General features: G+C 63.3%; 15 protein-coding genes. 9 read left to right on the forward strand and 6 right to left on the reverse strand.

Features of this window, described 5'->3' with window-relative positions:
• Window positions 1-192 precede the first annotated feature (192 nt).
• Both AC0L3P_RS28610 and AC0L3P_RS28615 read left to right on the forward strand, forming a co-directional pair.
• Window positions 193-393 (forward strand): AAA family ATPase, encoded by a 201-nt coding sequence (locus AC0L3P_RS28610; RefSeq protein WP_473307143.1) that lies wholly within the window; start codon window positions 193-195, stop codon window positions 391-393.
• Window positions 390-635 (forward strand): hypothetical protein, encoded by a 246-nt coding sequence (locus tag AC0L3P_RS28615; RefSeq protein WP_275171370.1) that lies wholly within the window; start codon window positions 390-392, stop codon window positions 633-635. The genes AC0L3P_RS28610 and AC0L3P_RS28615 overlap by 4 nt, the downstream gene beginning before the upstream one ends.
• 46 nt (window positions 636-681) lie before the next feature.
• Here the strand turns inward: AC0L3P_RS28615 and AC0L3P_RS28620 are convergent, their stop codons facing one another.
• Entirely contained in the window at window positions 682-1,305 is a 624-nt protein-coding gene (locus AC0L3P_RS28620; protein WP_275171369.1) for a TetR/AcrR family transcriptional regulator, read from the reverse strand.
• A gap of 121 nt (window positions 1,306-1,426) precedes the next feature.
• On the opposite strand from AC0L3P_RS28620, the gene AC0L3P_RS28625 reads away from it, so the two are divergent.
• Window positions 1,427-2,401 carry an alpha/beta fold hydrolase gene (locus tag AC0L3P_RS28625; RefSeq protein WP_275171368.1) on the forward strand — a complete coding sequence of 325 codons (975 nt, stop codon included), beginning with the start codon at window positions 1,427-1,429 and terminating at the stop codon, window positions 2,399-2,401.
• Window positions 2,402-2,550: 149 nt separating this feature from the next.
• Here AC0L3P_RS28625 and AC0L3P_RS28630 read toward each other — a convergent pair whose 3' ends face one another.
• Complete coding sequence (locus AC0L3P_RS28630) at window positions 2,551-2,790, reverse strand: hypothetical protein (protein WP_007603449.1); 240 nt, start codon at window positions 2,788-2,790, stop codon at window positions 2,551-2,553.
• 329 nt (window positions 2,791-3,119) lie between these two features.
• On the opposite strand from AC0L3P_RS28630, the gene AC0L3P_RS28635 reads away from it, so the two are divergent.
• From AC0L3P_RS28635 to AC0L3P_RS28645, 3 genes are all read left to right on the forward strand, one after another.
• The gene (locus AC0L3P_RS28635) at window positions 3,120-4,028 is read left to right on the forward strand and encodes a dihydrodipicolinate synthase family protein (RefSeq protein WP_473307146.1); all 909 of its coding nucleotides are present in this window, start codon (window positions 3,120-3,122) and stop codon (window positions 4,026-4,028) included.
• 144 nt (window positions 4,029-4,172) lie between these two features.
• Window positions 4,173-5,144 (forward strand): SDR family NAD(P)-dependent oxidoreductase, encoded by a 972-nt coding sequence (locus AC0L3P_RS28640; RefSeq protein ID WP_275171366.1) that lies wholly within the window; start codon window positions 4,173-4,175, stop codon window positions 5,142-5,144.
• Between the two features lie 275 nt (window positions 5,145-5,419).
• Window positions 5,420-6,532, forward strand: a complete 1,113-nt coding sequence (locus AC0L3P_RS28645; RefSeq protein WP_275171365.1) for an alpha/beta hydrolase family protein — start codon at window positions 5,420-5,422, stop codon at window positions 6,530-6,532.
• Between the two features lie 10 nt (window positions 6,533-6,542).
• On the opposite strand, the gene AC0L3P_RS28650 is transcribed toward AC0L3P_RS28645, so the two are convergent.
• The gene (locus AC0L3P_RS28650; protein WP_275171364.1) at window positions 6,543-7,049 is read right to left on the reverse strand and encodes a MarR family winged helix-turn-helix transcriptional regulator; all 507 of its coding nucleotides are present in this window, start codon (window positions 7,047-7,049) and stop codon (window positions 6,543-6,545) included.
• Window positions 7,050-7,454: 405 nt separating this feature from the next.
• Between AC0L3P_RS28650 and AC0L3P_RS28655 the strand changes: the two genes are divergently transcribed.
• Entirely contained in the window at window positions 7,455-9,011 is a 1,557-nt protein-coding gene (locus AC0L3P_RS28655; protein ID WP_275171363.1) for a porin, read from the forward strand.
• 372 nt (window positions 9,012-9,383) lie between these two features.
• On the opposite strand, the gene AC0L3P_RS28660 is transcribed toward AC0L3P_RS28655, so the two are convergent.
• The 3 genes from AC0L3P_RS28660 to AC0L3P_RS28670 form a co-directional block, all read right to left on the reverse strand.
• Window positions 9,384-9,878 (reverse strand): GcrA family cell cycle regulator, encoded by a 495-nt coding sequence (locus AC0L3P_RS28660; protein WP_275171362.1) that lies wholly within the window; start codon window positions 9,876-9,878, stop codon window positions 9,384-9,386.
• 72 nt (window positions 9,879-9,950) lie between these two features.
• On the reverse strand, window positions 9,951-10,148 hold the full coding sequence (locus AC0L3P_RS28665) for a hypothetical protein (protein ID WP_007603456.1): 198 nt from the start codon (window positions 10,146-10,148) through the stop codon (window positions 9,951-9,953).
• Window positions 10,149-10,348: 200 nt separating this feature from the next.
• Window positions 10,349-11,290, reverse strand: coding sequence for an acetamidase/formamidase family protein (locus AC0L3P_RS28670; RefSeq protein ID WP_473307151.1), 942 nt, complete (start codon window positions 11,288-11,290; stop codon window positions 10,349-10,351).
• Window positions 11,291-11,472: 182 nt separating this feature from the next.
• Between AC0L3P_RS28670 and AC0L3P_RS28675 the strand changes: the two genes are divergently transcribed.
• On the forward strand, window positions 11,473-12,222 hold the full coding sequence (locus AC0L3P_RS28675) for a YdcF family protein (protein ID WP_275171360.1): 750 nt from the start codon (window positions 11,473-11,475) through the stop codon (window positions 12,220-12,222).
• Window positions 12,223-12,278: 56 nt separating this feature from the next.
• Window positions 12,279-13,061: a DUF169 domain-containing protein gene (locus AC0L3P_RS28680; RefSeq protein ID WP_275171359.1), complete on the forward strand. Its 783-nt coding sequence runs from the start codon at window positions 12,279-12,281 to the stop codon at window positions 13,059-13,061.
• The last annotated feature ends 8 nt before the right edge of the window (window positions 13,062-13,069 follow it).

Raw genomic sequence — 13,069 nt, forward strand, 5'->3', positions numbered from 1 at the left:
AAGACCCGGACATCGTTCCACTTATCTCACCCCGTCACCATTCACGTCCTCGCGTTCACAAGGGTTCGGCGTGACCTTCTCAGTAGGCACGGTCGGGTCGTGGACTGGCGCGAACAGAGACTTCGGTAGTATTGACTTTCCCTGCACGTTACGGGTGCATGTCGGGCTTAGCCGACGCAGAGAGATCAATCCTTGGCAAAAATTCATTCGTTTCGCATCCGAAATTTCAAAGGTGCCACAGACGTCGAGATTAAACTCGACAAGCGCGTAAGCTCGCCGATTGTAACGCTCATAGGTTTGAATGAGAGCGGGAAGACGACGATCCTCGAGGCCCTGTCCTACTACGTGAGCGGCGATATCGGAACGAGTGGTTGTTATCAGACAGAGTGGTGACACTCGCCAAGGTCGATGCGAAGTTTGAGGGCGGGCGTTTAGAGACAATGCTGTCTGAAAATACGAAGAAGGCCATTGGAGTTGCTGTCGGGAATCCAAAGCCGTCGAAGAAGGAGATAGGTTGGTACTTGGCCGAGCTTTGCGCAAATCCTCAAGCGGTTAATCCGTTTGACGATGAAACGAGACGCAACCTGACAAAGATTCTGAAATTTGCCGCTGACAAATTCGCCGCCGGAGGCTAACGGCGGAGCCGGAAATTTGCCGTTTGATACCCTTTGGAGAAGCCACCTACCTCAAATACCCCACCACCATCCTTGTCGTCTCGTCCACCAGCGTCTTCACCGTCTTCTCCGACAGCATCTCGGCCTGGTTCAGCACCGTGTTGTGCGCGACCGCTTCGATCGCGCTGACGCAGATGAAGGTGGCCAAGCCAGGGTCGATCTTGCGCATCTCTTTGCGGCGGCTTTCGAGATAGGCGCGCACGAGGGTGTGGACTTCGCGGTTGAAGGCTTCGACATCCCTAAGCTGGCCGGTGCGGGGGATCTGCTCGGCGAGGACGCGGTGCAATTTCGGGTCGATGCGGTGGGCTTCGATCGCGACCGAGACGAGCTTGCGCACGGCTTTCTCGATCGGCAGGTCGGCGACCTCGGCGAGCGCCGCGCGCACGATGCCCATGATCTCCTCGTTGTGGCGGTCGATCACGGCGGCGACGAGCGCCTCCTTGCTGGGAAAATATTGATAGAGCGAGCCGACGCTGACGCCGGCGATGTCAGCGATGCGGTTGGTGCTGGCTTTCTCAAAGCCTTCCTTGACTAGAATGCGAGCAGTTGCCTCGACCAGTGCGTCGACGGTGGCGCGAGAGCGCTCCTGCGAGGCGTTTTTCCGGGGGCTTGTGGGTGGTTTGCGGGCCACGGCCTTGTGATCTGAATGCGAGTAGGAAAAGCGAGTGAATGCTCGCATTATAGCGGCAAATGGTGGCGGGTCGGCAAGCCTCTTTGTCGCCGTGTCGAAAGAGCCAGATGGGGATGTGGCCATGAGCGTTGCAAGACTTGTCTCGGCCTTGCAGTTCTGTCCGGGCGGCTGCGTTTTCGGTACGCCGGCCCGGCGCGATCCCGCACCAAGCCTGCAAAGCCGTGCCTTCAACCTGCTGCTGCGGCAGCTTCCGTATAAGGAGCAGCTGGCGTCCGCCGAGGCGGTGCGGGCGCATGTGCAGAAGCTCGCGTTGCAGCCGGCCTCGTTTGAGCCGACGGGGCTCGGTCGCGGTGTCGAGGCGACGCTGACCAAGATGGGAGGGTGGCCGGTCTATTACACGGCGCCGTCATCGGGTCATGAGGGCTGCAACTACGTCATGTTCCTGCATGGTGGCGGCTACATCAACGAGATCGTGGCGGCGCATTGGCGCTTCGTTGGCCAGATGACGCGTGGGGCGCGCGTGTGCTGCGTCGTGCCGATCTATCCGCTTGCACCGCGCGCAACCGCAAAGGACGTCGTGCCGGCGACGGCCGAGCTGTTGCGGATGTTGCTGGAGGATGCCGGGCCCGCAAAGGTCACGGTGGTCGGCAATTCGGCCGGTGCAGGCCTCGCGCTCGCCGCATGCCAGTGGCTGCGCGATCGCGGGCATCGGCAGCCGAACCGGATGGTGCTGATCTCGCCGGCGGCGGATGCGTCGGTCAGCCGTCCGGAGCAGGTCGCGATCGCGGCGCGCGATCCGATCCAGGACATTCCGGGAATCCTCGAGGCGGGCCGCCTCTATGCCGGCGAGTTCGATGTCGGCCATCCCTTCGTCAGTCCGCTCAATGGCGCCTTCCGCGCGCTGGCGCCGATGACGATCTTCTCGGGCACGCGCGATCTGCTCTACCCTGATAGCGTCGAGCTCGCGGAGCGGGCGCGGGCGGTGGGTGTGCCGGTCGAACTGCATCTGCTCCGCGACCAGCCGCACAATTACGCGCTGATGCCGACGCCGGAAGGGCGACACGCGCGTGCGATCATTTTGCGAGCGGTGGCTTAAGAGGAAGGTGTGATCGTTGTCACAAAGCGCGCCGCCGCAATGGGGTCTGGCGCTGTCGATGCCCGCGCGGAAAGACCATGCGGCCTCCGGGGCGTTTCCTCGTTGGTAGTCTTGGTCCGTCGTCCTGGTATCAGTAGTTTTGCGGGACCTTAGGCGTGGCCCTTGATCTCGTAGCGACCCGGAACGCATTTGTAGCGATCGAGCCGCCAGTTGGCGTGGTAGATCGGATGCTCGCCCATCCATTTCGCCAGGGGGGCCTGTGCGCCGATCGCACACTGCATCATCGACATCTCGGGCGTCATGTTGCTGTCGGTCACGATTTCCTCGATGCAACTGCCTGAGCTGGCTGCACTCAGCCGGCAGAGCACGGCAACGACGGTCACGAACATTCCAGTCACCTCATCGGTAGTTTCTGACCACGAAGAGGATGCAAGCGGAGTGCCAGAGCCTGTGACGCAAACAACACGCTGGCCTGGCCGGCTCGACCCAGCGTCCGGACCCCATTTGACGATTCGGATTCTAAAAAGATTGCCCATAACCGAAGCCGGACAAATACGGGGAACCGGCGGGGGTGAGTCGCAGGGATGATCGATTGTGGGGGCAGCGCCGCGCCGGTGGCGCTTCACAGGCCGCGCGCAGCCGGTAGGCTTGCAGGACCGTGGGCACCCGCCAAAAGAGCGGGAGCGCCACAAGGGATATGGAAACGCGAGGGCAGACCATGAAGGCACGACCGACCGGCGTGATCCCGCCGATGACGACGCCGTTCCGCAAGGATGGCGAGATCGACTACACACTTGTGGCGCCTCAGGTCGACTGGATGATCGGCGCCGGCGCGCATGGCGTCGCGGCCGGCGGCTCGACCGGCGAGGGGCACACGCTCGATCACGAGGAATATCGCGACCTGATGGAGGCGACGGTTGCGGCGGTGAAGGGACGCATTCCCGTGATCGCCGGCATCATCGTCGATTCCACGCGCGATGCGATCCGCCGCGGCAAGCTGGTGCGCGACATGAATGTCGCCGCCCTCCAGGTCACGCCGGTGCACTATCTGTTCAAGCCGGACGACGAGGCGATGGTGGCGCACTTCCGCGCCATGGCGGACGAGACCGGCATGCCGATCATCATCTACAACGTGGTGCCGTGGTCGTACCTTTCGCCGGCGCTGCTGACGCGGATCATGACCGAGGTGCCGCTGGTGGTCGGCGTCAAGCAGAGCGCGGGCGACCTGAAACTGTTCGCGGACCTCATGATGATGGCGCCGGACAAGCTGATCTACAGCGCGGTCGATGCCCTGATGTATCCGTCCTACACTTTGGGGGCCCATGGCTCGATCGCCGCGATCCTGACCGCGGCGCCGCATGCCTCCGTCGCCCTGTGGGATGCGGTGAAGGCGGGTGACCATCCGCGCGCGCTCGACGTGCACAAGAAGCTGCTGACGCTGTGGAACGCTGTCATCGCCGACAATCTGCCGGCCTGCACGCGTTATGCGCAGACGCTGCAGGGCCTGCCCAGGACTTATCCGCGCGCGCCGATGCCGGAGGCCTCAAGCGCGCAGCAGGCGACGATCCGCAAGGCACTGGACGGGCTCGGCGCGTTGAACGGGCGGCGTGTCGAGGCGGCCGAATAGTCCACGTCCCGAAATTACTGATGAGCACGGCAGCGCCGATCCGCTTTTACCTGCGGATGCGGCGCTGCTACATTTTGCGCGCGCTCCGATGCGCGCGGCGCTAGCTGGAAGAAACATACCGACAAGGGAGGGGCCGAAAGTCCCATGAAGGATTTTGCAGGAAAGATCGCCGTTATCACCGGCGGCGGCACGGGAATGGGACGCGAGCTCGCGAGGCAGCTCGTCGCCGAGGGCTGCAATGTCGCGATGTGCGACGTCTCGGAAGCCGCGATGGCCGAGACCAAGCGGCTGTGCGAGGTCGAGAAGTTGCCGCAGGGCCTGCGCGTCACGACCCACATCGCCGACGTCTCGATCGAGGATCATCTGAAGCGATTCCGCGACGAACTCGCCGAGCAGCAGAAGACCGATCGGATCCACCTTCTGTTCAACAACGCCGGCATCGGTGGCGGCGGCAGCCTGTTCACCAACACGCGCGAGCAGTGGGAGCGCACTTTCAACATCTGCTGGGGCGGCGTCTATCTCGGCGTCCGCACCTTCCTGCCGATGCTGGTCGCGGCGGACGAGGCCCACATCGTCAACACCGCGAGCGTCAACGGCTTCTGGGCTTCGATCGGCATGAACCAGTCCCACACCGCCTACAGCTCGGCCAAGTTCGCGGTGAAGGGATTTACCGAAGCGCTGATCAACGACCTCCGCCTGCACGCGCCGCACGTCAAATGCTCGGTGGTGATGCCCGGCCATATCGGCACCTCGATCGTCTCCAATTCGCGCAAGGTGCAGAGCGCCGACGGTTCGGAGCGGCTCAATGCCGAGGAGGTCGCGCTGACCCGCAAGCGCATGGTCGCGGCCGGCGTGCCGGACGCCGACAAGATGTCGGACGAAGACATCCAGGCGGTGTTCACTGAGCGCGCCCGCAGCTTCCTCGAGGATGCGCCGACCACGGCGGCGCAGGCCGCCAGGATCATCCTCGACGGGGTCAAGGCGGAGCAATGGCGCATTCTCGTGGGCGAGGACGCAAAACGCCTTGACGAGCGCGTTCGTGCTACGCCGGAGCAGGCCTACGAAAGATCCTTCTACGAAAGTTTTACGCAGGAGGTCGGCTGGCGGCTCGGCTGAGGCGGCCGCCGAGCGCGCGCCGATATAGGGATGATGCTCATCATGGCAAGAGGCGCGCAGGCAATTTCGAGTGCCACCTCTTGCCAGTTCGCTGCCGGCGTGTCCCGCCAGTGTCGACCACTCATGACCAATTGGAATGTTACGCATGCGATACGTCCCTGCGTTCAAGCGATGGTGATCTCGAACGGCTCTCATTCGGCGCACGGCAGCTTGGTGAGGGAACCAAAATAGTTTAGTCAATCATGTGTAAGGCGATGACCAGAGCGTAGCTCCCGATGATACCCGCATGCCTCTCCGACGACTGGATCCTTTGCCCGGAGCGAGAGGACATCTCCGCTGAATTCACGCGGCTCCTCACCGCCGCCCAGGAGGGCGGCGCCACGATCGCGGAATGCCTGATGATCGCGCGGCAGCTGAAGCGGGGCGAAGACCAATCCTGGCATCGCGAGTGGAAGAATCTGGCGCAGGCCAATCGACTTCGTGCCGAGGCCGCGTTCGTGGAAGGTCACAGGGCGACCGCGCAACGCAACTGGCTCCGCGCCATGAATTACTATAGTGCGGCCGCAATGCCACTCGATCAGGCGGACGAGCGCCGCTGGGTCGCGGTCCTCGCCATGCAGGATTGTGCCCGCCGCTTCCTCGCCGCGCGCGATCCGGCCGGGGAAGTCATGACGATACCCTGGCTCGACGGACATTCGTTGCAGGGCTATTTCCTGCCCGCGCCATCGGGACGCGTGCGAGCTCCGACCGTGATCTGCATCGGCGAGCCCGGCCACCGCAAGGAGGAGTTTCTGTTCAAGCTCGCGCCGCATGCGCGCGAGCGCGGCTTCTCGCTGCTGGCGCTGGACCTGTTCGGCGACCAGCGCGACGATTATCTCGACGCGCTGTTGCGGCGCCGGGATCTCGAGAGTGCGATTCCGTGCGTCATGGACTATTTGGAGACGTGCAGCGACGTCGATTTCGGGCGCGTCGCGATCGTCGCCGATGGCTGGGGCTCTTCTTTCGTGGCCCGCGCGGTGCTGCAGGAGCCGCGGCTTGCCGCCGCCGTCTGCGATGGCGGCCTGTGGGACCTGCACGAGCGGGCCTTCTTTGCCAGCCGATTCGCGATGAGCGACGTCAGCATCGTTCCGGTGCCGCATGCTCCGCTGATGGCCTCCAGCGCCGACTGTCCGGTGTTGATCACGCTCGGCGAGGACGGCTGGCTCAAGGCCGATCGGGCGCGTCAGATCGTCCAGACGTCCCGGCTCGGCAGCTCGGATGTGATGTTGAAGGTATTCACGGCGGCCGAAACCGGCGCGGCGCAGGCCCATGCGGACAATCCAAGCCTTGCCAATGAATACATTTTCGATTGGCTCGAATCCCGGCTCGGCGTTGCGGGCCGCATCTAAGGACGTCGCCTCAGAAGTCGAGAGTCAGGCGGACGCAGGCCTTTTCGAGGCGGGTCTTCAACATCGCGAGCTTGGTGGTGAAATCGGTGAGTTCTTTCTCGTCGAACTCCTGGAAGACGAATTCCTTGATCGTCTTGTACTGCTCGGTGAGGCTCGCCAGGTGTTTCTGGGTCTTCTCGGTCAGGGACAGCCGCACCACCCTTGCGTCGGTCGGCGAGGGGCGACGGCGCAACAGGCCCTTCTTCTCGAGCAGCTTGGACTGGGTCGTGACGAACGACGGGTCGACGTGGAGGAGCTTTGAGACGACGTTGACTGGAATGCCGTCGTCCTTGTCGAGGTCGGAGATCGCCATCAGGATCAGCCATTGGGGGCCGCTGATGCCGAGCGTTCTCGCCCAGAACTGACGCAGCTCCTCCAGATACATGTTGATCGACGATATCTCCCAGGTGAAGCGCCTGATGATATCCAGGTTGCCGATGGGGCGGAGGCGCGCCCCTTCTTTCCTCGTCGCTGACACAGCGTCACTCCCGTGATCTGGTTTGTATGCGGCCGGTGTGGTGCAAGCCATAGTCCACGCAAGCCTGCTCTGACGCAAGTGCAGAGCAGGCTAATTTTGTCACTCAAACTACAAAGATGATTTGCTCACGGATCGCTTTCGCCGGAGTGTTGCGTATGGGGTACAGGTTTAGCGAAACCACAAAGCTGACTAAATAAGGTATTTTGATTAGTCAACGGCGCAGGCATATTGCTTCGTGACGGTGGGGGGTTCTCGATCGTCCCGTTGCAGCTGGTTCGCTCACGTCCCTCGCGTCGAAAGCGGGTGTGTCCGAAAGCGCAAAGCGGCCGAACGGATTTGCAAGACGGGGATCTGGGGGGCCTCACGGTCCGGTCTTCGTATAATGAGCAACTTGGAGGTTTTAATATGAAAGTGGTGAAGAGCCTTTTGCTCGGCACTGCGGCGGGTCTGATCGCCGTCGGTGGAGCTCAGGCGGCTGATCTTCCTGTCAAGGCCAAGGCGGTCGAGTATGTGAAGGTCTGCTCGCTCTACGGTGCGGGTTTCTACTACATCCCGGGCAGCGACACCTGCATCAAGCTGGGCGGTTATCTGCGTGCCGAAGTGGCGCTCAATGCCGGCGGCAACTACAGCGCCCAGTACAACAACGTCTTCGCGGCCAATAACCGCCTGACGAACTATTACTCGATGCGCGCTCGTGAAGATCTCAACATCGACACGCGCACCGCGACCGAGTACGGCGTTGTCCGCACCTATTTCGATGCGGTCTTCACCTGGACGACCGGCAACTATGTCGGCGCCGGTTCGGGAACGGGTGCCACCCAGTACAGCAGCACGCTCGGCCTCAACGCCGCAGGTACGGGTCTGATCGGGTCCAGCGGCGGCGCCGTCAACGGCACCGACGGGGGGATCTCGGGCGGCGCGCTCGGCGTCTACTACGCCTTCATCCAGTTCGCCGGCTTCACCATGGGTAAGGCGGTGTCGCAGTTCGACGCGCCCTGGATCAACTATCCCGGCAACAACTTCGACCAGCTCGTCGGCGGCAGCGGCACCACCAACGGTGTCGCCCAGTTCACCTACACCGCCGATCTGGGCCAAGGCATAACGGCGATCGTCTCGGCGCAGGACCAGACGCAGGTGTTCCAGACCGCGCTGTGGAATACGGCCGGCATGTCCACCACCGGCGTCCTCGGCGGTGCCTACGGCTCCAACGATCTCGGCGGCACCCGCGCCCCCGATCTCGTCGGTACGCTCCGCGTCGACCAGGCCTGGGGCCTGTTCCAGGCCTCGGTCGCGGCGCACGACAACCACGTCGGCTATTACGGCGCGAGCGAAGCCACGGGTCATCCTGAAGACAAGTGGGGCTGGGCCGTCCAGCTGGCTCTGTCGATCAAGAACATCCCGACCGGTGCAGGCGACGTGATCAACATCTCGGGCGTCTACACCGACGGCGCGAGCCGCTACAACTTCCAGGAGCTGGCAGCGACCAACTACTCGATGTTCGGCGGTTCGGGCGGCGCGTATCAGAGCATCGGCTTCGCCGGCGTGTCTGACGCGGTGTTCGCACCCGGCAGCGGCCTCGAGCTGACCAAGACCTACGGCTTCCGTGGTGCCTACACCCACAACTGGAGCCCGTACTGGAACTCGGCGCTCTATGGTGCGTGGGCTGCCGTCAACTACAGCGGCACGGCCAAGGGCATGATCTGCGGCAGCGCCGCGTTCGCGACCCTGACCGGTACCTGTAACCCGGACTTCAACATCGGCCAGATCGGTGTCATCACCCGCTGGACCCCGGTCAAGAACCTGACCTTCTCGGCTGACTTCACCTACAGCCACCTTGACCAGAAGTACTCGGGCGTGATCACGACGCCGGCGCTCACGAGCGTTGCCAAGCCCGCGGCGGCCTATGAGCTGAAGGACCAGGACACTTACAGCCTGCTGGTTCGCGCCCAGCGCAACTGGTAAGCCTTGGGTTTTCTTACCTGGGTCTTCGGACTCGAGTCTCCGGATATGACGCAGCCCCGGCGGGACACCGCCGGGGCTTTTTTACGAAGATCGCTTTCGGAAAATCAGATGGCCCGTGCCGGCAACGAAGACGAGCCATGCGATTCGACAGGCCCCAAATTTATTTACTTACCTGAGTTACTAAGCTATATAGCTCTCGGCCGATGACGAAAGTTGCGGCTCTGACTTGATGCTAAACCTCCAGGAACCTCCGGCAATGCCCTGCCGGAGGTTTTTCGTTTTGGGACATGGCTCGAGGACATGAGCTCTAAGACTTGGCTCTAAGACTTGGCTCTAAGACATGGCTCTAAGACATGGCTCTAAGACATGGCTCTAGCCGCGCATGACGCGCGCGCGGGAATTCGGCCGGTAGGCGAGGCGGCTGTGGCCGGCGCAATAGGACTGGCCGTCGGGCGCGGAGTTGCCGCAGAAGCAGAAATCGTCCGCGCCAGGTGTGGATATCGGCCAGCGGCAGCGGTTCTCGGCAAGCTCCAGCAGCGAGCAGCGATTGGCGTCGTCGATCGGACCGGCGACCATCGGCGCACCGGTCTCGCCGTAGATCGTGGCGAGCATTTCGTATTGCAGCCGCGGCACCGTTCGCGACGTGCGCGAAGGCGCGGAGCCCCGGTCCTGAACCTTGCGGTCGTCGATGGTCCGGCCGCGCGTCAGATTGAGGCGAGACAGCTTGCCGATCACGGCATTGCGGCTGACGCCGATGTCGGCGGCGATCTCGCGGCAGGAGAGGCCGGCCTCGAAGTGCTGCCTCAGCAGTTCGATGCGTTCGTCGGTCCAGGTTTGTGAAGAAGAAGTCGGTGAGAGAACAGGCATTGTCGCGGTCCCAGGTTGCAGATGTCGGCCATCCGCTTCTCGAGATCCGTCCGCCTCACGTTCGGCGCGCGCTCACGTCCTGCCATTGTCGCGAATCGACAAAAGCCCGTCCTTGATGGCGAGACGGATGCCTTCCTCGATCAAGGTACGTGCGACGCCGGGAACGCTGGTGCCGTGGGTGCCCTGTCTCACCAGCTTCTCCAGATAGGTGATGGTCGAGAGCGCCAAGGTTACGGGAATGCGGTCAGTCTCGGCTTTTTCGGTGGCCATGCCTAAACGCTAGCCTCTTACGCAGGTACATAAAAGTTACGATTAAGACTCTATTTAGCTTCGGAGGCAGAAGTCAATCGCAGGCTGCGGTGCTCGTTCAGCCCGTTGGAATCGCGAAGGAAATTAGGCATGACGAGGCGCGCCGCGCGAACAGGCCGGCGGCTGCGTGGCCTCGACAGGTCAGGAGTGGGCGGGTCGGCTCAGCCGTGCACGATCGCCTTGTCGATCATGCAATGGATGCCCTTGGAGCCGTTGACGGTCTGGGTCACCCGCAGATCGGCCGCCAGGCTGCATAGCGTATAGGCGTCCTCGCGCGACAAATTGCGCCTCTCGCCGAGCAGCACGATCATGTTGCGTAGCGCCCGCACCACGCATTGGTCGAGGTCGGGGTCCATCGCCATGGTCATGTAATGCGTCGCCGTCTCGCCGCGGGGATAATCGAGCCTGAGGTCCTTGCGCAGCGTCAGGCGAAAGCGGCCCTGGAGTGCGGTCTCGATCGCGGTGACGCAGACCTCGCCGTCGCCCTGCACGCCGTGGCCGTCGCCGCAGGAGAACAGCGCGCCCGGGACGAACACCGGCAGGTACAGCGTCGCGCCGGCGCCAAGCTCCTTGTTGTCAAGATTGCCGCCCATGGCGCGCGGGACCAGCGAGGAGATGCGGCCCCAGGCCGGCGGCGGCGAAACGCCCATCACGCCGAAGAACGGCTTGAGCGGCAGGTCCAGCCCCCAGGGCATCCGGGCGACCATCCGCGACCGGTCGAGCGGGATGTTCAGGATGCGCGTCTCGTGGAAATCGTCGGGCAGGGTGCCGGACAGCGGCTTGATCATGTTCCAGCCCCAATCCTGCCGGAGCTGGACGTCGAGGATCTCGACCGCGAGCACGTCGCCGGGCTCGGCGCCCTCGACCGCTATCGGGCCAGTGAGGATATGGCCGGGCAGCATGCGCTCGTTCTTGGCATGAACCTCGAGCATCTCGGGCGGAATGTGAAATGTGTCGCGGTCGGGCAGCATGTCCGGGCCGCCGCTGATGGTGTCGACCGTGACCTCGTCGCCGCTCGCGACGGTGAGGACGGGCTTGAGCGCAGCTTCGAAGAAGCCCCAATGGCAGGTCTCGGGGCTGGAATGCAGGTGGTGATGGGTCATGTGGCGTCCGTCCGTTTCACAGGCCCGGGCTTGACCAGGCAATCGATCCTCTTCCAAGAAGCTTTCTGAAGATCGACGGGCGGGTCAAGCCCGCGCGCAACGGGTACGATCATTCCAGCGAGGCTCCCCTGCTTTTTCTCCTGTCAAAGACCCTCGGCACCGCGGTGCTGCCGATCAACTTGATGATCGAGCTCGGAATCGTCTCGGTGGTCCTGATGGCGACGCGCTTTGCCGCATTCGGCCGCAAGCTCGCCGCGGCCACGCTGATCCTGCTGGCGCTCGCCGCGTTCTCGCCGCTCGGCAACCTTTTGCTCTATCCGCTGGAGTCGCGTTTTGCGCCGTGGGATCCGTCGCGCGGTGCGCCCGACGGCATCATCGTGCTCGGCGGCTCCGTCGACACCGATCTGTCGGCGGCGCACCGCACGCCGGTCGTCGCGCACGCGGCCGGTCGCCTGTTTGCGCCGGCTGAGCTCGCGCGCCGCTATCCGAACACGCGTATTGTTTTCACCGGGGGCACCGCGAACCTGGTTTCGACGGACTCCCGGGAGGCGGACTACTCCGCGCCGATCCTGGAGAACCTGGGTATCGCGAAGCAGCGCCTGATCCTCGAGCGGGACTCTCGCAACACCTACGAGAACGCCATCTTCACCAAACAATTGGTGGCGCCCAAACCGGGCGAACGCTGGCTCCTGGTCACCTCTGCCTTTCACATGCCGCGTTCGATGGGGATCTTTCGCAAGGCGGGATTTGACGTCGAAGCCTATCCCGTGGACTGGCGAATGGGCGGGCGTGACGATCTTCTCTCTTTCACCAATGTCGCCACGGACGGGCTCCGCCGAACCGAGGTCGCCGTGCGCGAATGGATCGGGCTCGTCGCCTACCGCCTGATGGGCCGGACCGGCGAGTTGCTCCCGGGGCCGGCGAAGGACTAGAACCGTTCAAGAAACAATAACAGCGCCGGCGCGCGACTGCCGGCCGGGAGGACGCCATGCAACAGCAGAGTGCAGACCGCATCGATCTTGCCGGCCTCGTCGCCGATCTCAACGGCCTGTTGCGGCTGAAGACCACGGTGATCGGCATGAAGCTGTTCGCGCGTACCGCGGACATGGAGGCAATCCCGAAAATCCGGCGGCCGACCGCGGTCCACACCACCGACCAGATCGTCAGCATGGCGGCGCGTCTGGGCTGGACCGTGGGCATCACCGCCGACGATCTCGTCGGCGCGCAATGCCGCGCGGTGATCGGCCTTGCACCGCAGGACGAGAAATGGCTCGCCGGCGAAAACTATGTCGGGGTCTGGCACGGCACGGCGGAGGACGCACGCAAGCGCCAGGAGGCGCTGGACGTGGTTCCGTTCGGGCAATATCAGGCGCTCGCGGTCAGTCCGCTGGCGAGCGGCCGGCTCGATCCGCCGGACATTTGTCTCGTCTATGCGACGCCGGGGCAGATGATCATCCTGATCAACGGGCTGCAATATACCGGCTACAAGAAGTTCGAATGGGGCGTGGTCGGCGAGACCGCTTGCGCCGATTCCTGGGGCAGGGCGCTCAAGAGCGGTGAGCCCAGCCTGTCCTTGCCATGCTATGCCGAACGGCGCTATGGCGGCGTGCCGGACGAGGAGATGCTGATGGCCCTGAAGCCGGAACATCTCGCGAAGGCGGTTGTGGGCATGAAGGCGTTGGCGAAGAACGGCCTGCGTTATCCGATCCCGCCCTATGGTATTCAAAGCGATGTCCGTGCCGGCATGGGCGTGAGCTACGCGAAGAAATAAAGTAAAGG

Source organism: Bradyrhizobium sp. WSM4874, assembly GCF_055811835.1.